The sequence below is a fragment of the Devosia sp. P3_B2 genome, from assembly GCF_056402875.1.
In genome coordinates this window covers 101210-121158 of the sequence record NZ_JBFUGO010000003.1, presented here as the reverse complement: position 1 = coordinate 121158, position 19949 = coordinate 101210, and the positions used below count along the sequence as shown (strand labels likewise).

Here is a 19949-nt window from a genome sequence, read left to right as displayed (position 1 = left end):
AGGATGAATCTCAGCGCTCGTGAAAAGCCTCCAGGGCCGCCAGTACGCGCTCGTGCACCGGCGGGGTGGGCGGGGGCGGGTCGAATGTGCGCCCGGTGATCCGCTCATAGGCCTCGACATAGGTCAGGGCGGTCTTCCAGATCAGTTCCGGGGGGATTTCCGGGACATCCTCCTTGTACGGATCACATCGCGCGGCGACCCACTCGCGGATCACGTCCTTGTCGAAGCTGTCCGGGCGCTCCCCGGCGGCGAGGCGCTGGGGATAGGTGTCGGCCCGCCAGTAGCGGCTGGAATCGGGCGTGTGGATCTCGTCGGCGAGGCGGAGGGTTCCCTCGGCATCGAGCCCGAACTCGTACTTGGTGTCGGCGAGGATCAGGCCGCGTTCGGCGGCCAGCGCCTGGCCCCGGGTGAACAGCGCGAGGGCGGCTTCGCTCACCTGCCGCCACTGGGCTTCGCTAAGCAGACCGCGCATGAGGATCTCGCCTTCAGTCAGCGGCTCGTCATGAGCACCGTCGGCGGCCTTGCTGGTGGGTGTGATGATCGGCGTCTCGAGCGCCTGGTTGGCGACGAGGCCGTCGGGCAGCGACTGCCCATACATCTGCCGGCGGCCAGCCCGATACATGGTGAGGATCGAGGTGCTGGTGGTGCCCGCCAGGTACCCGCGCACGACGATCTCCACCGGCAGGATCTCGAGACGCCGGCCGACGACGATGTTCGGGTCGGGGGTGTCCAGCACGTGGTTGGGGCAGATATCGGCAGTCTGATCGAAGGCCCACCGGGCGATGCCATTCAGCACCTGGCCCTTGAACGGAACGCAGCACAGCACCCGGTCGAAGGCCGACAGGCGGTCGGAGGTGACAAGGATACGCCGCCCGTCCGGCAGGTCGTAATTGTCGCGCACCTTGCCGCGGTAGAGGCCGGGCAGGCGCGGGTCGATCGCCTCCCTCAGGACCTGGTGTCTGCTGGCGGCGAGCCTCGTTTCGTCGATCGTGGACATGGTGGTTTCCTGACGGAGTATGGGCCCCGGCACCGACCCAAGCCCACTTTCCAGCGTATCGCATCTGCCGGGTTGATCGGCCACACCTTTTGCCGGGCCGCCATCACCGGCGGCGCCACCCGGGGTGGCAATAGCCGGAGACGGTGTGTGTGCAGGCGGCAGCCGCAGGCCACATACGCTGCTATGATCACGGTGATTCACAACGGCGATGGCCCGATCATGCTCCGCCTCCTTTGCTGCCTACTCGGCATCCTCCTGCTGGGCTCACCAGCACTCGCCCAGCAGCCTGCCCGTGACCTCTTCGGCGCCGTAACCGGCCCTACTACAGGCCCCTCCATCCCGGTCGGCGGCTATGCCAAGGGCTGCATTGCGGGAGCGGTGCAGCTCCCCACGGATGGGCCGGGCTGGCAGGCGATGCGGCTGTCGCGCGATCGTCGATGGGGGACGCCGGAACTCGTCGACTACATCGCGGCGCTCGCCCGATCCTCCGCGCAGGATGGCTGGCGGGGTATCCTTGTGGGCGATATGGGGCAGGCGCGGGGAGGGCCGATGAAAAGCGGACACGCCTCGCACCAGATCGGCCTCGATGTCGATATCTGGCTGCAACCGATGCCCGATCACACGCTCAGCGCCGCGGAGCGCGAGGACCTCTCCGCCGTATCGGTACTGCGGAAGGGCACGCGCAACGTCGACCCCAAGCTGTTCGGCGAAGCGGAGCGGCTGCTCATCTATCGCGCTGCGCAGCTGCCGGGCGTCGCGCGCATCTTCGTCGCCCCCGGCATCAAGAAGTCGCTGTGCGCGACCAAGTGGCGCGACCCGAGCTTCCTCAACAAGGTGCGTCCCTGGTACGGTCATGACGACCATTTCCACGTCCGCCTCGCCTGCCCGGCAGGCGCTGCGAACTGTCTCAATCAGGACCCGGTACCCTCAGGCGATGGCTGCGGCGAGGAGCTCGACTACTGGTTCACCGAAGAGCCCTACAAGGCCACCACACCGTCCCCACCGCTCACGCTGGCCGACTTGCCAAAGGCCTGTCAGATGGTTCTCGACGCGAAGTAGCCGCGTGAACGTCCGCTTCGTGCCAGAAGCGGTCAGTCATCATGTCTAAAGAGGGGCGGCCCAGCCACCAACATGCTCGTAGATCCGATCGCGCAGGCGTCGCACCTCTTCGTTTATCTTCGCAAGCGCCAAGGCCGTTTCACCGCTGCTCTCCAGTAGCGCATCGGCGAGGCACCCACCTCGCGTCTGCAGCGCCTTGCCCTCGCCCGTCAGTGCGACAATGACCTGGCGCTCGTTGGCGGCATTGCGTCGACGATCGACGAGACCTGCTGCTTCTAGTCGCTTGAGCAACGGCGTCAGCGTGCTCGATTCCAGCGCGAGTTTTTCAGCGATGGTGCCGACGGTCTGACTGTCTTCAGCCCATAGGACGTTGAGCACAAGAAACTGCGGATAGGTTAGTCCGAGTTCGTCCAGCAGGGGCTTGTAGAGGCGCTGAATGGCGATGCCTGCTGTGTAGATCGCGTAGCAGGGCTGGTGGGCCAGAGCGACCGGCGGATTGTCGGGTATATCGTTCACAATGAATTTCCAGTCGCACAGGGGAACCGGCGTAAATATATCGCGATAATCGACGTTGTCCAAGCCGGTGAACCAAGGGCAAGGTGGGCACATTTGGAGCTGTGCCCACCCTGGTATTCAGCACTCAATGAGCGGCCACCACACCAATGCTGTGCGCCGCCTTGTCGATCGTGTCCGACACGACCTCTGGCTGGGTCATGAAGACCGCGTGGCTGGCAGAAACCTCTGCAACGGTGGCGCCGATCCGTTTGGCCATATGCCGAAGCATCGCTAGGTCGAAGGCCCGGTCCTCGGTGGCGATTACTGCCCAGCTAGGCCTGGACCGCCAGGCGGCGTTTTCCAGCGGCGTGGCAAACACGGACATATTGATCGGCACCTGCGAGTCCCGCATGAACGCGGCATCCTCGTCGGTGGTATCGTGCGCGAAGCCGGCCTTGAACTTGCCGGGGTTAATGAAGCCATAGCCATCCGGACGGACGTCGATGACAAAGTTGGGTGTTGGGGCAAAGCCTTCGTACTGCTGGCCTGTGGTTTCGCCGGCATCGGGGGACAAGGCGGAGACGTAGACGAGACCGGCAACGTTGGGGTGAACACCCGCCTCGGTGATCACTGTCCCGCCCCACGAGTGGCCCACGAGAATGGTCGGACCGGTCTGTAGGTCGAGCACACGCCGGGTCGCTGCCACGTCGTCGGCCAGCGACGTCAGAGGATTTTGCACGATGGAGACCTTGTAGCCACGCGCGGTCAGGTTGTCGTAGACGCCGCGCCAGCCGGAACCATCGGCGAAGGCACCGTGCACGAGCACGACGTTGCGGACGGACTGCGGCGCAGCAATTTGGCTCTGCGCCTGAGTCATTGGCGGTAGGGAAATTGCCGATGCGGCGGTGGCAGCCAGAAGGGTCTTGGTGATCGGGCTCATAGTTCATCTCCATTTAGTATCGCGATAATCATTATCGCGATATAGATCGTGTCGCATACTGAGTGTGGCCTGTCCAGCATTATTTATCGCGATAGATGTTTTCGTGATTGGATCGCCGGTCGGCCAAGTTCGACGCCGCTCGGCGCGTCAGTCGTCGTCAGGCAGTCGGGATAGTGCCCCCATCGATTACATGCTCGGTCCCGGTGATCGAGGTTGCGGGATTCGAAGCCAGGAACGCAATAAGTCGGCGACTTCGTCCGGCTCGGCAGGTCGCCCCAGCGGGATGCCGCCGAGCGACTTCATGATCATCCTCACCCCGCTGGCGTAGTCAGTGCCGGCTGGCTTGGCCAAGCGTAACGCCAGGCCGTTGGACTTCGGGCTGTCGATCCAGCCTTCGGCGAAACCTCTCGCGAAGCAGCCCGCCGCCCCTGCCGTGAGGAACGGTGTCATACCGTGATCTCCAGCTCTGCGATCTTGTCGTCCGCAAGGACGAAGAGGTACCGCAGGTCAACCGGGCTCCCCGGGAAATCGCCCACGACGTGGCCCGTCACCTGGGTCTTCCCGCTCTCGGTAGCGATGAAGACGGGGTCCACGGTGTAGCTGTATTTCTGGGCGGACCCAGCCTTCCACGTGCGGATGGCGGCAAGGCCGACATGGGTCTTTCCTTCATCCTTGACCACGGCGTCTTCGGTGAAGCAGGCGGCGACCGCATCGGCGCCGCGATCTCGGTCGGCGACGAAGTAGGCTTCGATGCTCTTGGGCAACTTGACAGTCATTTTGGCTCTCCAGGATTTCTTATGCGGCCTTGCTGGCCGTGTGCCCGACCTCTTCAAGGGCCGGCAGTGTCAATCTATGCCTGAGCGATTGACGCGATAACTAGGACAAAGCAGGATGCGGCATTTCGAAAAGAGGGACAATGACGCGATCTGTTCTTGCCGATCTGGATGCGGTTCTGAGCATTGCCCGTTTGGGCTCCTTTCGGGCTGCGGCGCTTGAATTGGGCATGTCCACGACGGCACTGAGCAATGCCATTGCGAAGCTCGAGGAGCGCTTGGGCATTCGCCTGTTCAACCGCACGACGCGCAGCGTTTCGCTCACGGATGCCGGGAGGACCTTTGTCGAGCGGGTTGGCCCAGCAATGACCGACATCCATGACGCCATGCTGGCGGTTCAATCGCTGCAGGAGACGCCTACCGGTACGCTGCGTATCAACGCCTTTGCATCGGCGGCGCGAGAAGTGATGGTTCCCCTCGTCCTGTCGTTCCTGCGGCGCTACCCGCAGGTGCATATCGATCTGGTCACGGAGGGGCGGCTGGTCGACATTGTCGCCGCCGGATTCGACATCGGCCTGAGGCCGGCGGACCTTGTGCCCAGCGACATGATCGCCGTTTCGCTTGGACTGCCGCGCCGTAACGCGGTCGTCGCTTCGCCGGATTTCCTGCGCACGCACGGGCACCCTATCGTTCCGGCCGACCTTTATCGGTTTCGCTGTATCCGGGCGCGTCTTCCGAACAACGCTTTGCTCCGCTGGCGCTTCGAGAAGGAAGGAACCGCCGCCCAAATCGATGTCCAGGGATCCATCACCCTTGACGAGCCGAGCCTGGTCCGGATTGCCGCGCAGAACGGGATTGGTCTTGGATACGTGATGGAGGCGGACGTGCGCGAGGACATCTCTGAGGGTCGGCTCGTGCGCGTCCTGGATGACTGGACTCCGCCGCTGGCGCCACTCTCGCTCTATTACCCGGGCAGGAAGAACCCACCCGCAGCCTTCAGTGCCTTTGTCCAGGCTGCGAGAGAGTTCGCAAACGCGAACGGTTAGCCGCTCCTGGACCAATGTCCGCTTCGGGCCACAAGCGGTCACCGGAGGCGCATCAAGAGCGGACGCCCCGCAGCGCCGGTTTGCGTACGCGTGCTCCCCGGGCTGGGATCGAGGGATACTTCTTCCGGACCCCGCACCTTAGATAGACTACTTTTTCGATAGAGTTTATTGCGAAACTAGGAATTGGCGCTACCCTTCTGCGTGTCATCCGGTCCGCCGGGTGAGCACGCTCACAAGGAGGCAACATTGTCGCGCACCGTTCTCAACCTCACCCGCCGCTCGGCTCTGAAAGGCGTCATGGGGACGCTGCTGGCCGGCATGGTGGCTTTTCCGGCCCTCGCACAGGAAGCGGCGCCAGTCACCGGCGGCACGTTGATCTACCTGGAGCAGCAGGCCCACACGAACCTCTATCCCCCCGCTGGCGGCTTCTATCCGAACGGCGGCGTGCTCAACCAGATCACCGACAAGCTGACCTACCAGAACCCGCAGACGCTCGAGATCGAGCCGTGGCTGGCCGAAAGCTGGCAGGTGAATGACACGGCCACGGAGTACACTTTCAAGCTCCGCCCCGGCATCACCTTCTCCGATGGCACCCCGCTCGACGCCAAGGCGGTGGCCGCCAATTTCGACATCTTCGGGCTGGGCAACAAAGAGCTGAAATACCCGGTCTCCGAGGTCATCAACAACTACGACCACTCCGAGGTGGTCGACGACCTGACGATCAAGTTCCATTTCAAGAAGCCCTCGCCGGGCTTCCTCCAGGGCACCGCGGTGATCGGCTCGGGCATCGTCTCGGTCGCGACGCTGGCTCAGCCGTATGATGCGCTTGGCGACGCCACCAAGATCGTCGGCTCCGGCCCGTTCGTGGTCGAGAGCGAGACCCTGGGCAAGGAGCTGAACCTTAGGGCACGCCCCGACTACAACTGGGGCCCGGCCAAGTTCGAGCACCAGGGCCGCGCCTATCTCGATGCCATCAAGTACATCATCACCCCCGAGGACAGCGTCCGCATCGGCGCCCTGCTGGCCGGCCAGGCCGACGTCATCCGCCAGATCCAGGCCTATGACGAGCCGCAGGTGAACGACGCCGGCTTCGAGATCTTTGCGCCCAACACCCGCGGCGTGAACAACTCGATTGCCTTCCGTCCGGACAACCCGCTGGTCGCCGACCTGAAGGTGCGGCAGGCGCTGACGCTTGCGACCAACCGCCAGGAGATCGTCGATACGCTGTTCTCGGCCAACTACCCGCTGGCGACCTCGGTGATCTCGCAGCACGCCGCCGGCTATGTCGATGAGTCCAGCAAGCTCGTCTTCGACCAGGAGAAGGCCAAGGCGCTGTTCGCCGAAGTCGGCTGGACGCCGGGCGCTGATGGCATTCTCGAGAAGGACGGCAAGAAGTTCGAGTTGACCATCTACGTGTCGCTGCCGCAGCCGCAGAACGAGGGCGTGCTGCAGCTGGTGGCCCAGCAGTGGGCGCAGATCGGCGTGAAGCTCAATGTGCTGGCCGGTGACGCCGGCAGCCGTACGCTCGACCAGCTCGATCCGCTGAAGACCCCGGTCACGGTGGCGATGGTCGGTCGTGCCGATCCCGACGTGATCAAGTCCGGCTTCTATCCCAAGAACCGCGACTGGCTGCTGCAGAAGGGCGGCTCGAGCGACAAGGTACAGAGCTTCGTCGACGACAAGCTGAACGGCCTGCTCGAGGGCCTCGCCTCCGAGACCGACCGCGCCAAGCGCCTCGCCATCGCCGGCGAAATCCAGGGCTACGTGCTCGACCAGGCCTACATCATCCCGTTCTTCGAGGAGCCGCAGGCCTTCGCCACGGCCCCCTACGTGAACGGGCTGGCCTTCGAGGCCGTCGGCCGGCCGAGCTTCTACAACGTGTGGCTCGCTGCCCACTGATCTCCCCCCAAAGTCCCGGGCGGCAACGCCCGGGGCCACCCCCTTGTTTTCGGAGCGCCGCCAATGTCGCGCTACATCCTGAGCCGGATCGGACAGGCCCTCTTCGTCCTCTGGGTCGCCTTTACCGCCGCCTTCCTGCTGCTGCAGGCGCTGCCCGGCGACGCCATCCTGATCAAGTTCCAGAGCCCCGACCTTGGCCTCGGTCCCGAGCAGATCGCCGCTCTGCGCGAGGCGTACGGCGTCGATAGCCCGCTCTGGGCGCAGTACCTGCAGACGCTCGGCAATTTCCTCACCGGCCAGTTCGGCTACTCGGTGGTCGGCTCGATCCCGGTGGCGCAGGAGCTGCTGGCTAACCTCCCGGCCACCGCCCGCCTCGCGAGCCTTGGCTTCACCCTCGCCGTGCTCCTCGCCTTCACCCTCGCGTTCCTCGCGACGCTCGCGCCCTTCAAGTGGCTGCGCGGCGCCATCCAGGCGATCCCGGCGCTGTTCATCTCCGTTCCGGTGTTCTGGCTGGGCATTATGCTGATCCAGATCTTCTCGTTCCGCTTGAAGTGGATCTCGGTGATCAACCCCGGCGAGATCGAAGGGCTGATCCTGCCGGTGATCACTCTCGCCATCCCGATCTCGGCACCGCTGGCGCAGATCCTGATGCGCAATATCGATGAAGCCTCGACGCAGCCCTTCGTCGCCGTGGCCCGCGCCAAGGGCGCTTCGCCCAGTTGGGTGCTGTGGAAGCACGTGGCGAAGAACGCCCTGCTGCCGACACTGACTATCGCCGGCATCCTCTTTGGCGAGCTGCTCGCCGGCGCGGTGATCACCGAAACCGTCTTCGGCCTCAACGGCATCGGCGGGCTCACCGAACGCTCGGTGCGCTTCCAGGATTCCTCGGTGATCCAAGCAGTCGTGGTGTTCTCGGCCGCCGCCTTCGTGATCGTCAATCTCGCCGTCGACCTTCTCTATCCCGTCTTCGATCCACGCCTCAGGAAGGCCAGGGGAGCAACAGCATGAGCAGCATCGGTACCGTCGACGGCTTCGTTGCTACGAGCCGGAACCGCGAACGTTCGAGCCTCGTCGCCCGCCTCAGGCAGGTCCAGCCCGCCCTCGTCATTGCCTGGATCGTCGTTGCCGTCGTCGTGCTCTTCGCGCTGTTCCCGCAGCTCTTCACCAGCTTCAACCCGGTGCAGGGCCTGCCGGCCGAAAAACTGAAGGCCCCGAGTGCGCTGCACATCCTGGGCACCGATGCGCTCGGCCGCGACCTCTTTGCCCGCATCGTCTACGGCGCAGTGCACTCGCTCACCGGCGCGTTCGTCGCCGTGGCGGTGGGGCTGGTTCTTGGCACCGCGCTCGGCGTCGTCGCCGGCTCGACCGGCGGCCTCGTGGAAGAGGCGATCATGCGGCTCGTCGACGTGCTGCTGTCGATCCCCGGCCTGCTGCTGATGCTCTCGATCATCATCCTTCTCGGCTTCGGCACGGTGAACGCTGCGATCGCCGTCGGCATCACCTCGGTCGCGAGCTTTGCCCGCCTGTCGCGCTCCGAAGTCGTGCGCGTTCGCCGCTCCGATTATGTCGAGGCCGCCTTCGGCTCGGGCGGCACTTTCTTTGCCGTGCTCTGGCGCCACGTGCTGCCCAACTCGCTGGTCTCGGTGCTGGCCTTTGCCGCGCTGCAGTTCGGCAGCGCCATCCTCGCCATCTCGACCCTCGGCTTTCTCGGCTATGGCGCGCCGCCGCCGACGCCCGAATGGGGGCTGCTGATCGCGGAGGGCCGCAACTACATCTCGACCGCGTGGTGGCTCACCACCGCGCCCGGCATCGTCGTCGTGCTGGTGGTGCTCTCGGCCAATCGCATCAGCCAGTCGCTAGCTAGGGGGCGCTGAGATGACGACGCCCCTTCTCGCCGTCGAAAACCTCTCCGTCGCCTACGACGAGCGCGACCACGCCACCCGCGTCACCCATGAAGTGAGCTTCACCATCGCTCCCGGCGAAGTGGTGGCGCTGGTCGGCGAATCCGGCTCGGGCAAGACCACCACCGCCCAGGCGGTGATCGGGCTCCTGCCCGAGAACGGCCGCATCGAAACCGGCAGCATCCGGCTCAACGGCGAGGACATCTCGCGCTGGTCCGGCAAGCGCTTCGATGCCATCCGCGGCAAGCAGATCAGCCTCATCCCGCAGGACCCCACCAGCTCGCTCAACCCGGTGAAGACCGTCGGCGCGCAGGTCGGCGAAATCCTCCGCATCCACGGCGAGCGCGACAGCAAGATCATCGCGGCCCGTGTCATCGAGCTCCTCGCCCGCGTCGGCCTTTCCGAGCCCGCGCTTCGGGCTAAGCAATACCCGCATGAGCTCTCGGGCGGCATGAAGCAGCGCGTGCTGATCGCCATCGCCATCGCGCTGGAGCCGCAGCTGATCATCGCCGACGAGCCAACCTCGGCGCTCGACGTCACCGTGCAGCGCCGCATCCTCGATCTAATCGACGAACTGCGCCGCGAGAACGGCACGGCCATGCTGCTCGTGACCCACGACCTGGGCGTCGCTGCCGACCGTGCCGACCGCATCGTCGTACTGCAGGGCGGCCGCATCCACGAGACCGGCGAGACCCAGGCGCTGCTGGCCAACCCACGCAGCCCCTACGCGCAGCGGCTCCTCGCCGATGCCCCTTCGCTCGCCACCGGCAGTTTCCGTACCGCACCGCTGGAGGGCGACGACGCCATCATCGTCGACAGCCTCGTCCACGAGTATCACGCCGATGGCCGGAAGGGTTTTCGCGCTGTCGACGGCGTCTCTTTCACCGTCCGCCGCGGCACCACCCATGCCATCGTCGGCGAGAGCGGCTCGGGCAAGACCACCACCGTTCGCGACGTCGTCGGCTTTGGCCGGCCCACCGCCGGCGCCATCCGTATCGAGGGCACCGATATTGCCTCGCTGAAGGGCGAGGCGCTGCGCAAGTTCCGGCAGACCATCCAGCTGGTCTACCAGAACCCCTTCTCCTCGCTCGATCCGCGCCAGACCGTCTTCTCGATCGTCGAGGAGCCGCTGATCAATTTCGGCGAGCGAGACGCCGCCGCCCGGGCTAGGAAGGTCAACGCCCTGCTCGAGCGCGTCGGCCTGCCCGAACCGCTCCGCGGCCGCCGCCCGCGCGCCCTCTCCGGCGGCCAGCGTCAGCGTGTCGCCATCGCCCGCGCGCTGATCCTCGACCCCAAAGTGCTGGTGCTCGACGAGGCGGTCTCCGCCCTCGACGTCACCGTGCAGGCCCAGATCCTGAAGCTCCTCGACGAGCTGCAGCGCGAGCGCGGCCTCACCTACCTCTTCGTCTCGCACGATCTCGCCGTGGTGCGGCAGATCTCGGACACCGTGTCGGTCCTCCACAATGGCCGGCAGGTCGAAGCCGGCCGGGTGGAGGAGGTCTTCCTTCGCCCGCAAAGCGCCTACACCCGCGAACTCATCGACGCCATTCCCGGAAAGCGGAGCCACGCCAATGCCTGACACCATCCCGAAGCGCCTCGGCTTCTTCACCCGGCTGCTCGATGACACCAGCCCCGGTGAGCGCTACCACAACGCCGCCGACCAGATCATCCACGCCGAGCAGCACGGCTTCGACACCGCCTGGGTGGCGCAGCACCATTTCCATCGCGACGAGGGCGGCCTGCCGTCGCCGCTGGTGTTCCTGTCCTATGTCGCGGCACGCACCTCGCGTATCCGCCTCGGCACCGGCATCATCACCCTGCCACTCGAACAGCCGATCCGCGCCGCCGAGGACGCCGCCGTGCTCGACCTGCTCTCGGGCGGCCGTCTGGAGCTGGGCCTCGGCTCAGGCGGCACGCCGTCCTCGTTCACGGCCTTCGGCTTCGACGTGGCCGACAAGAACGCCATCTACGACAAGCACCTCGCCACCTTCCGCACCGCGCTCTCCGGCTCGCCAATCACCGGCGACACCAAGCTCTATCCCGCCGCGCCGCATCTGCTCGAACGCTTCTGGCAGGCGACGTTTTCGGTCGCCGGTGGTACCCGGGCCGGCAAGGCCGGCGACGGGCTGATGCTGTCGCGGACCCAGCCACGGCCGGCCGACAACCCCAGGGCCAGCCTCGCCGATCTGCAACGTCCGATCGTCGACGCCTATTACGAGCACCTGCCGCGCGAGATTACGCCGCGCATCGTCGCCTCGCGCACCCTGTTCGTCGCCGACAACCGCGACGAAGCTCGGCACTATGCCGAGATCGGGCTCAGGAAGGCCGCTGCAGGACTCGCCAAGAGCGGCCATCGCTTCGAGAGCGACGATCTCGACCACCTGATCGCCGCCACCGACACCCATGTCGGCACCATCGAGGATGTTCTGGCGAGCCTCCATCGCGACACGACGCTGTCGCGCGTCACCGACATCGTCTTCCAGGTGCACTCGGTCGATCCGCCGCACGAACTGGTGCTGCGCTCGATCGAACTGATCGCCGCCCATGTCGCGCCGCAGCTCGGCTGGCAGAAGGCCGACAAGCCGGCCCCGCGCCTCAGCGTCGTCCGCTAATTTAGAAGGAGGAATCCCATGAGCCACACCCAGATCGACATTATCGACCGGCTGGTCGGCATCGTCCCCGGTTCGAGGCTGGACACCGTCCGCCGCAACCGCGTGCAGGCCCGCGACAACGCGCAAGCGAGCTATGACGCGCTGTTTGCGCCCGCGACGCCCGGCACCGTGCTGATCGAGGAGCGCTTCGCCGTCGCCTATTTCGTTGCCGGCCTCCATCGCAATGAGGGGGTCGCCGCCTTCTACCGCGAGGCCCTCGGCCACCATGACCGCGCCGGCCTGCTCGGCGCCATCAGCGCCGAAATCCGCCGCGGCGAAACTTCCGGTCCCTACGGCACCTATCCCGCCGGCCCGCTGACGGCCGAGGACACGCCCGGCCTGCTCTACGCCCCCGATCCGGCCAACCGCGCCGTGCTCGGCCGCCTCGAAGCGGCGCTCGTCCATGCCCACCTGCTGGTCTTCCGCCCCCGCGACGCCAGCTCTGCCGCCCTCCAGGCGCTGCTCAATGCCGGCTGGTCGACCGACGATATCGTCACGCTCAGCCAGCTCGTCGCCTTCCTCTCCTTCCAGATCCGTGTCGTCACCGGGTTGCGGGCGCTCGCCGCCGTCGACACCCAGTCCGTCGCCGCCGAGTGAGCAACATGACCCAAGCCATCACCTACAACGACCCCAACCGCCCCGTCGCCTTCACCCAGGCCAATATCGGCTGGGCCCCTTGGCTCGAGCCGCTGAAGGAAGAGGAACTGACCCAGCGCCACTGGGACGGGCTCACCGAGGCGAGCCGTGCCAAGTCGCCCTATTTCATGCTGCTGGCCCGCGATCCCGACATCCTCGGCGCGCGCACCCGCACCGACAAGGACATCTTCTACAACCCCGATGCCGGCCTGCCTCGCGCCGAGCGCGAACTCGCGGCCGCCGCGACCTCCCGCTACAATGGTTGCATCTTCTGCGCCTCGGTCCACGCCCGCTTCGCTTCGACCTATTCGAAGCGCAGCGAGGACGTGGACAAGCTCCTCGCCGACGGCGTGAACGTCGACCTCGGCCCGCGCTGGAACGAACTGGTCGATGCCTCGGTCAAGCTCACCGCCACTCCCTCCGAGTTCGGCCCCACCGAGATCGCGTCGCTTCGCGAGCAGGGCCTCGACGATTTCGCCATTGCCGACCTGATCCAGGCGGCCGCCTTCTTCAACTGGGCCAACCGGCTGATGTTGTCGATCGGCGAACCCACCCCGGCTGTCGGCTAAGACGATATCTGCATGGAGAGACGGAAGTCCTCGAAGAATGCCTCCAGCGCTCGTGACTCCGAGTGCTGGAGGATCAACAGCATGCGCCTCGGCGGCTACCGCTGAATTACGACAGTGAGTAACGGCCTCACTCGGTAATACTTTGACTCCCATACCCCCGGGGCGTCTTGTGCTTGCATGAGCAATCGAGCCAACCGCACCTCACGCAAGCGCGTCGCCGTAGCCGTGGTCCCAGGGCAGGTCGAACGCCTTGATTATCTGGCTCGCCTCGCAGGGGTGACGCGTCTGGAGATGCTGCGTCACATCCTATTGGTGGAGCTCGGAAAGAGGCCCGGATGGGCAACCCTTCACTAAAGCGACCATTGGCCTTGAATTGGGCCTGGTGGCTCGGCGCCTTGGTCGTGCTCACCGGCGCGATGGCTCTGCCGATAACGCTGGTGTGGCTGCTGGCATAGTTTCAATCGCATCAACGGGGGCGGCTCGCCGCCTCAGGGAGCTCGCCATGGGCGACAGCAATCTTGCCATTAAGCGCAGGGCACGTTCATCGCGTGCTGTCGAGCGCGAGCATGAAGAACAAGTCATCGCTCCATTCAGCCCGCTGCTCGCGACATACCACCGCAAGGCCGCCTTCATCACGCGCCAGGTGACATCCGGACGGCTCGACGGCAATGCCTCACGTGCGCTCGGCAGGGTCATTGACGAGTTGGTCGAGGAAATCGAGGGCACGCGCCGCGACTTTTCTGCGCGAACCGGCAACCTGCCGCCGCTGAGCCGAGTTGAGGATACGCGAAGGTCAATGGACCAGGTCGCCGAGCTGCTGAAGGACCTGCGTCGGAAGATGCCGAACCACAGTTTGGCTGAGGGCCGTCACGTGCGGTGATCCCGGGCGAACCAAAGGTAACGGATGCGCACCAAATACCACGTGCTCCTGAATCCACACTCTGGCGGCGCGATGCGGCAGGGCATTACTGCCGACCGGCTGCTCGCGCTGTTCGCAGAGCGCGGGGACCCGATCAGCCTCGACGCTGACCCGAACCGATCATTCGAGGATCGGCTGCGCCTCGCTCGAAACAGCACGGCGGACATTCTCCTGGCGGCAGGTGGCGACGGAACGGCGACGGGCATGGCAGGCGTTGCCATCGAGACCGGGCGGCCCCTGGCAGTGCTGCCGTTGGGAACGGCCAATCTGCTGGCCCGGGATTTGTCGATTCCCTCAACCCTCGAGGGTTGGTTCGGCGCCCTTGATGCGATGGTGCCGCGCCGCATGGACGTCGGCGAAATCAACGGCCGCATCTTCCTCCACAAGGTTGTCATCGGCGCCGTGCCCGGCATAGCCGCCGCGCGAGAAAAACTGCGTGGCCGAGAGGACTTCGCCGCAAGGCTCGGCTTCCTTGGTCACCTGATCCGTCGGCTGTCGCGCGTACGCCGCTTCGCCGCTGAAATAGCCACAAGGGACGGCGAGCCGCGTATCGAGCGCGTCCAGTCCATCGCGGTTGCCAACAACGACTACGCCGAGGGGCTGGGCCAGCTGTTTCAGCGCCAACGGCTGGATGGCGGCACCCTCAGCATCTACCTGCTGCGGCACCTCACCGTTCGGGATGCGCTGCGGCTCGCCGTGGAGATGGCTCTGGGGACGTGGCGGAACGACGATGTCCTGACGATCGAAAACGTCCGCGCCGTCGTCGTGCGGACGCGATGGCTGCGCATACGCGCCATGGTGGACGGTGAGATCGTCGCCCTCTCCGGCCCGCTGAGGTTCCGCGTCCTGCCGCTGGCGCTAACGATCCTGGCGCCCCCGGAACCTGCCGAAGCGGCACCTCCCCTCGAGGCATCCTGAGCCATGCGGATCTGTCATCTCTCCGACTTGCATTTCGGCCACCACGATACGCGGCTCGCCGAAGGGTTGGCCGACGACCTGACCAGCCAGCACCCCGACCTTGTCGTCGTCAGCGGGGACTTTACCCAGGTGGGTTCCGAAGAGGAATTTCGGGTTGCCAAAGCGTTTCTCGATACCTTGAGCACACCCGTATTTGCCGTCCCCGGCAACCACGATGTCCCGGCGCGCAACCTCGTCCGCCGCTTCCTCGATCCATATGGTCTCTATCGAAAGTACATCGCGAATGACCTCGAACCCTTCACCGAGATAGGAGGCGTGGCGATCGCCGGGATCAAGACCTCGAGGCGCCTCAGGGCCGGGTTGAACTGGGCGCACGGATCGATAAACCGTGACCAGCTGGACGAGCTGGAGCGGCAGTTCGAAGGTGCATCACCCGGCGCGCTTCGGATCGTCGTCGCGCATCACCCGCTGATGCAGCCGGAAACGGTCGCCGAAAAGCCCATGAGGTTGGTCAAGCGCGCCGACCTAGCCCTCGAAACCTTCACCCGGCTCGGCATCCGCCTGGTGCTGTCGGGGCACTTTCATCTGTCTTACGTGCGCAAGCACGAGCACCCTGGATCGATCGCCCAAGGCGCACCCTCGGGACTCCGGCGCGCCGCGCTGGCCCCGATTCTCGTGGCTCAGGCGTCATCCACGATTTCAACCCGCCTTCGCGGCGAGCCCAACGGCTACAACCTCATCGACATCGAGCAGGGCCGCATAACCGTGACAGTGCGCGACTGGAGCACCTCCGGCTGGGTGACGAGAGAAACCGCCTCTGCCTCGTCAGAAGCAATGCCGTCTGAAGGTCAGGTCGGCCCTTCTTGAACCATCCGCGTCCAGGCTGGTTCTGACGACATGGCCGAAACGCAAACCCTGACCGTTGAGGAGCGCCGAGCGAAAAAGGCCGAACGGCGCGTCAAGCAACGCGAGATCACACTCCTGCGGGCTAGCAAGATGCACAACGCTCGCTTGCTCGCCGAAACCGCCGGCATCGTTCGGCAGCCGTCGACACCGCCCGCACTGAATATCGGATGTTCAGGCTGGTTTTACTGGCACCTGCGGGGTCACTTTTATCCAACCCAGCTGCCGACCAGCAACTGGTTCTCGCACTATGCCGACCATTTCAGCACCGTTGAGCTGAACGCGCCGTTTTATTCATGGCCGACGCTGGCGACTGTGCAGTCATGGCGTAGACAGGCCGAAGGCCGGGAAATGACCTACACCGTCAAGGCGTCGGAACTCATAACCCACATCAAGAAGTTCGAGGGCACGGCGACGCTGGTACGCGACTTCGGTCATATCGCTGATCTCTTAGGGCCGCTAATGGGCTGTTTCCTGTTTCAGCTGCCGCCCAGTTACCACTACTCGCCTGCTCGGCTGCAGAACATCCTGGCGCAGCTGGATCCCGCCCGCCGTAACGTTGTCGAGTTTCGCCATCCGAGCTGGTGGAGTGACGAGGTCTATGTGGCGTTCCGCGACGCCGGCGCCATCTTCTGTTCCTGCAGCGGGCCCCGTCTGCCGGATCCCGTGATCAAGACGGCGGACGATATCTACGTCCGCTTTCACGGCGTAGAGCGATGGTACCGGCACGACTACAGCCACGAGGAACTGACCGACTGGGCTCATCGGATTCGCGCGGTCGCAGCCAAGCGCGTGTGGATCTACTTCAACAATGACTTCGACGGCTATGCGATCAAGAACGCGATGATGCTGGCCGAAATCCTGTCGGCGACTTAGCCGCGGACGCCATCAGTCGGTTTATGGCGGAGCCGAGCGACATTATTGCCCCCCAGTTCCGCCATTCCCGCGTTCAGGCTCCGTCCGGGCGGTCCCAGAAGCGGAGGTCGGCGCAGCGCTTCAGGAAGGCCTTGGCGTCGGCGGCGGATTCGAGGATGATGAAGCCGTCGTCGAGATCCTCCGGCAGCCCAACCTTGGCGAACAGCTTGGTGGCCGCGGCGGTGAAGCCCACGAACTTGTAGTGGGCGTAGGCGTCGGAAACGAAATCCCGGGCGGGCGGAAGTTTGAGGAGGCCAAGCGCACCTTCGTCCGCGATCAGCAGGGCAACCGCGTCGAACACCACCGACGGCGCGCCGTCGATCTTGTGGTTGGCGCGGATCGTCGTGCCATCATTCGCCACCACGCCGCCGACGCTGGGCGCAATCAGCTCGACGGTCACGCCCTGCGCCGCCGCAGCGTTGCGCAACTCGCCGAGCAGCACCGCGTCGACGCCGTCCGTCATCAGCACGCCCAGCTTGCGTCCCTTGAACGAGGCCGGTCCGCGCTTGAGAATGCTCAGCGCGTCAGACGGCGCCAGGTCGGTACGAGGGGTGATCGCGGCATCGGCCGGGGCCGGCAACTGGGCCACCCCAAGTCCCTCCGCCACCGCATCCGCCAGCTCGTCGTGGATGTTCTGCAGGTGGCCGAGCATACGCTCCCGGATCCTCGGGACTTCGCATTTCGATAGTTCGAACACCAGTGCGTCGGCGATGTGGCGCTGTTCGATCAGGGTTTGGCTGTCGAAGAACTGCCGGGCTTGGCTGTAGTGGTCGGCAAAGCTCTCCGGACGTTGCCGGAGCTTCGGCCCTTCAGGCTCCTGCACCAGGGTGGCGAACCCGCGCTCTTGCGATTCCCGCGGCCCGCCGATTTCCGGCCCCCACGAGTTGGGCTCATAGTTCGCCCGGCCCCGCGGGTTGTGGAAAGCCATGTGGCCGTCCTGCTGGAAATGGTGGAACGGGCATTTTGGCGCGTTAATCGGCAGGTGGGTGAAGTTCGGACCGCCCAGCCGCTTCAGCTGCGTATCGAGGTAGGAGAAGTTACGCCCCTGCAGCAGCGGATCGTTCGAGAACTCGATACCCGGGACGATGTTTTGCGTCATGAACGCGACCTGTTCGGTCTCGGCAAAGAAGTTCTCGGGCATCCGGTCGAGCACCAGGCGCCCGACTGGCACGGCTGGCACCTGCTCTTCCGGGATGATCTTGGTGGGGTCGAGCACGTCGAAGTCGAAGGCCTCGGCAAACGCCTCGTCGAACGTCTGGAGACAGAGCTCCCACTCCGGGAAATCGCCCGCCTGGATGGCGTTCCACAGGTCGCGGCGGTGAAAGTCCGGGTCGGCGCCGTTGATCTTGACTGCTTCGTTCCACACCACCGACTGCAATCCCAGCTTTGGCTTCCAGTGGAACTTCACAAACGTGGATTTCCCCGCCGCGTTCACCAGCCGGAAGGTGTGGACGCCGAAACCCTCCATGAAGCGGAAGGATCGAGGGATGGCGCGATCCGACATGACCCACATGATCATGTGCATCGCTTCGGGGGTCAGCGAGATGAAGTCCCAGAAGTTGTCGTGGGCGCTTTGCGCCTGGGGGAAATCCTTGTCCGGTTCCTGCTTCACCGAGTGGACCACGTCGGGAAATTTCATCGCATCCTGGATGAAGAACACCGGGATGTTGTTGCCCACGAGATCCCAGTTGCCCTCTTGCGTGTAGAGCTTGACCGCGAAACCGCGAACGTCGCGCGCCAGGTCGAACGATCCCTTATTGCCGGCGACGGTCGAGAAGCGGACGAAGACGGGCGTCTTCTCGCCTTTGCGCTGGAACAGGTCGGCCTTGGTCAGCTCGGGGATCGGCTTGAGCGTCTCGAAATATCCGTGGGCGCCATAGCCGCGGGCATGCACGACGCGCTCGGGAATGCGCTCGTGATCGAAGTGGAAGATCTTCTCGCGGAAGTGGAAGTCCTCGAGCAGGGCCGGCCCACGTGCGCCCTGGCGCAACGTGTTCTGGTCATCGGAGACGGGCGTACCCTGCTGGGTGGTGAGCGTCTCGTAGCCTTCTTCGGCGGTCTGGTGGGTCTCTCCCCCGGAGCCGCGCGCGACCCGCTGATCTCCGTATTTCGCTTGCTCAGATTTGCCGGCCGCTTTCCGTGTCATTTGTAGCTCCCTTGGTGAGATCGCCAAGGAGGAAGCTCGCTACGGAAGGAACGTTCCAAACGTCGCCGAGCAGGAGCGGCACGGTCCGATGCCGGCTGCTCCAGCTCCCTTGCGCGGGCTAGCGCTTCTGGTTGAACCCGCCGCTGGTGTTCTCTTCCGGGTCCTTGTTGAACGGGCGCTGCAGCCCGATCTGCCGGCTTGTCTCGACCGCCCGGTCGACGATCTCGGGGTCGGGTTCCGCAATCGAGGAGTCGAAGCCCTGGTCCAGGGCCTGTTGCCCCATCCAGGCTTCCCGGGCGCGATGCCAGTATTCCTCGTCGCGTCCCTCGGGACGGCCATCATACTCCCAGAGATAATACGCGGTATCGCGGATCGACTGCTCGATCGACGGGTCAACGATCAGGGAAATAGGCTCATGGTCGTGGGCCGCTCGGTCCTGCAGCTGCTGGATGCCAGCAGCTTCGGAGTTCGGCAGTTCCAACTCGAGACGCTCGAGGGCCTCGCCGACGCGCTGCGCGATCATCGGACTGAATTCGTGGTCCGGCCAGGTGTTCTCGTAGTCGCGCAGCTCGTCAACGGTAATCCCGGCTGCCAAGGCGAACTGCTCCGGATCGAGTCCGAGCGAGAGGCGCCGGTTGTGATCACCCTTTGGCTGGCGCTGGGCGGGGTCGATGGGAAAGGTCATTTCTCGTGGCTCCTTCATGGGGCTCCCAAGACAATCTGCGGCGCCCCGAAAAGTTGCCGCCATCGGCGAAACTGCCGCTCGGCCACAGCGAATCCCAGTCGAGGTGGGACCGGCCGAGGCATCGAGACTAGAAATCGAGCGTCCTCAACAGCCGCCGAAACGCCGCGTCCACGTCCGCGATGCGGGCATGGGCAGGCTCCGCGGCGATGGCCTCGCTAAACCGAACGAACTCGGTCTGCACCTCGGCGATCACCTCTAGCCGCCGACCGCGCAGCGTATCTCGCTCTCTCTCGGTGGTAAGGCGGGAGGCTTCCCTGGCCGCCGAACTGGCCGCGTACAGGTTCCATTGCTGCAGTTTGGGAAGAAATGGCGCCACCAGCGCGCTTGCCCGTCGGTGGGCGACCACGTCGGGATTTGGGCTTCGTTCACGGCTGCTGTCGGTCATCCGCCCAAGCTAGACGGCGGGCGGTCGTCGCGCATTTCACTAAGTTAATGAG

The 19949-nt window shown here is 65.0% G+C and carries 20 protein-coding genes and 1 pseudogene; 13 read left to right on the top strand and 8 right to left on the bottom strand.

The genetic code is table 11. The annotated features are described in order from the left end of the window. Positions 1 to 10: 10 nt before the first annotated feature. Positions 11 to 997 (bottom strand): phosphoribosylaminoimidazolesuccinocarboxamide synthase, encoded by a 987-nt coding sequence (locus tag AC1DV8_RS06150; protein ID WP_477156841.1) that lies wholly within the window; start codon positions 995 to 997, stop codon positions 11 to 13. A 219-nt stretch (positions 998 to 1216) separates the two neighbouring features. Here AC1DV8_RS06150 and mepA point away from each other — a divergent pair, with 219 nt between their 5' ends. Continuing rightward, positions 1217 to 2056, top strand: coding sequence for a penicillin-insensitive murein endopeptidase (gene mepA, locus AC1DV8_RS06145; RefSeq protein WP_477156840.1), 840 nt, complete (start codon positions 1217 to 1219; stop codon positions 2054 to 2056). 45 nt (positions 2057 to 2101) lie between these two features. Here mepA and AC1DV8_RS06140 read toward each other — a convergent pair whose 3' ends face one another. From AC1DV8_RS06140 to AC1DV8_RS06125, 4 genes and pseudogenes are all read right to left on the bottom strand, one after another. After that, entirely contained in the window at positions 2102 to 2563 is a 462-nt protein-coding gene (locus AC1DV8_RS06140) for a MarR family winged helix-turn-helix transcriptional regulator (RefSeq protein WP_477156992.1), read from the bottom strand. A 133-nt stretch (positions 2564 to 2696) separates the two neighbouring features. Continuing rightward, positions 2697 to 3491, bottom strand: coding sequence for an alpha/beta fold hydrolase (locus AC1DV8_RS06135; protein ID WP_477156839.1), 795 nt, complete (start codon positions 3489 to 3491; stop codon positions 2697 to 2699). Between the two features lie 157 nt (positions 3492 to 3648). Continuing rightward, positions 3649 to 3884: pseudogene (locus AC1DV8_RS06130) on the bottom strand (SDR family oxidoreductase); the annotation flags it as partial. A 53-nt stretch (positions 3885 to 3937) separates the two neighbouring features. Beyond that, complete coding sequence (locus AC1DV8_RS06125) at positions 3938 to 4267, bottom strand: nuclear transport factor 2 family protein (protein ID WP_477156838.1); 330 nt, start codon at positions 4265 to 4267, stop codon at positions 3938 to 3940. A gap of 140 nt (positions 4268 to 4407) precedes the next feature. Here AC1DV8_RS06125 and AC1DV8_RS06120 point away from each other — a divergent pair, with 140 nt between their 5' ends. The 12 genes from AC1DV8_RS06120 (at position 4408) to AC1DV8_RS06065 (ending at position 16582) form a co-directional block, all read left to right on the top strand. Then, positions 4408 to 5310, top strand: coding sequence for a LysR family transcriptional regulator (locus AC1DV8_RS06120; protein ID WP_477156837.1), 903 nt, complete (start codon positions 4408 to 4410; stop codon positions 5308 to 5310). Positions 5311 to 5607: 297 nt separating this feature from the next. Next, the gene (locus AC1DV8_RS06115; protein WP_477156991.1) at positions 5608 to 7209 is read left to right on the top strand and encodes a TIGR04028 family ABC transporter substrate-binding protein; all 1602 of its coding nucleotides are present in this window, start codon (positions 5608 to 5610) and stop codon (positions 7207 to 7209) included. Between the two features lie 63 nt (positions 7210 to 7272). Further along, the gene (locus AC1DV8_RS06110; protein ID WP_477156836.1) at positions 7273 to 8217 is read left to right on the top strand and encodes an ABC transporter permease; all 945 of its coding nucleotides are present in this window, start codon (positions 7273 to 7275) and stop codon (positions 8215 to 8217) included. After that, positions 8214 to 9083 carry an ABC transporter permease gene (locus tag AC1DV8_RS06105; RefSeq protein ID WP_477150902.1) on the top strand — a complete coding sequence of 290 codons (870 nt, stop codon included), beginning with the start codon at positions 8214 to 8216 and terminating at the stop codon, positions 9081 to 9083. Before AC1DV8_RS06110 ends, AC1DV8_RS06105 begins: the two co-directional genes overlap by 4 nt. A gap of 1 nt (position 9084) precedes the next feature. Further along, entirely contained in the window at positions 9085 to 10689 is a 1605-nt protein-coding gene (locus AC1DV8_RS06100) for a dipeptide ABC transporter ATP-binding protein (RefSeq protein WP_477156835.1), read from the top strand. Further along, a complete protein-coding gene (locus tag AC1DV8_RS06095; RefSeq protein WP_477156834.1) occupies positions 10682 to 11722 on the top strand; it encodes a putative FMN-dependent luciferase-like monooxygenase in 1041 nt (346 codons plus the stop codon). The genes AC1DV8_RS06100 and AC1DV8_RS06095 overlap by 8 nt, the downstream gene beginning before the upstream one ends. 18 nt (positions 11723 to 11740) lie before the next feature. Continuing rightward, positions 11741 to 12358 carry a CMD domain protein gene (locus tag AC1DV8_RS06090; protein ID WP_477156833.1) on the top strand — a complete coding sequence of 206 codons (618 nt, stop codon included), beginning with the start codon at positions 11741 to 11743 and terminating at the stop codon, positions 12356 to 12358. Between the two features lie 5 nt (positions 12359 to 12363). Then, positions 12364 to 12966 carry an alkylhydroperoxidase domain protein gene (locus AC1DV8_RS06085; protein WP_477156832.1) on the top strand — a complete coding sequence of 201 codons (603 nt, stop codon included), beginning with the start codon at positions 12364 to 12366 and terminating at the stop codon, positions 12964 to 12966. 502 nt (positions 12967 to 13468) lie between these two features. Then, on the top strand, positions 13469 to 13846 hold the full coding sequence (locus AC1DV8_RS06080) for a hypothetical protein (protein ID WP_477156831.1): 378 nt from the start codon (positions 13469 to 13471) through the stop codon (positions 13844 to 13846). Positions 13847 to 13870: 24 nt separating this feature from the next. Then, positions 13871 to 14803, top strand: coding sequence for a diacylglycerol/lipid kinase family protein (locus tag AC1DV8_RS06075; RefSeq protein ID WP_477156830.1), 933 nt, complete (start codon positions 13871 to 13873; stop codon positions 14801 to 14803). Positions 14804 to 14806: 3 nt separating this feature from the next. Then, positions 14807 to 15670: a metallophosphoesterase family protein gene (locus tag AC1DV8_RS06070; RefSeq protein ID WP_477156829.1), complete on the top strand. Its 864-nt coding sequence runs from the start codon at positions 14807 to 14809 to the stop codon at positions 15668 to 15670. 30 nt (positions 15671 to 15700) lie between these two features. Beyond that, the gene (locus tag AC1DV8_RS06065; RefSeq protein ID WP_477150910.1) at positions 15701 to 16582 is read left to right on the top strand and encodes a DUF72 domain-containing protein; all 882 of its coding nucleotides are present in this window, start codon (positions 15701 to 15703) and stop codon (positions 16580 to 16582) included. A 73-nt stretch (positions 16583 to 16655) separates the two neighbouring features. On the opposite strand, the gene katE is transcribed toward AC1DV8_RS06065, so the two are convergent. From katE to AC1DV8_RS06050, 3 genes are all read right to left on the bottom strand, one after another. Further along, complete coding sequence (katE, locus tag AC1DV8_RS06060; protein ID WP_477156828.1) at positions 16656 to 18767, bottom strand: catalase; 2112 nt, start codon at positions 18765 to 18767, stop codon at positions 16656 to 16658. Between the two features lie 118 nt (positions 18768 to 18885). Then, complete coding sequence (locus AC1DV8_RS06055) at positions 18886 to 19452, bottom strand: DUF2934 domain-containing protein (protein ID WP_477150912.1); 567 nt, start codon at positions 19450 to 19452, stop codon at positions 18886 to 18888. Positions 19453 to 19579: 127 nt separating this feature from the next. Further along, positions 19580 to 19897, bottom strand: a complete 318-nt coding sequence (locus AC1DV8_RS06050) for a hypothetical protein (RefSeq protein ID WP_477156827.1) — start codon at positions 19895 to 19897, stop codon at positions 19580 to 19582. Between the last annotated feature and the right edge of the window lie 52 nt (positions 19898 to 19949).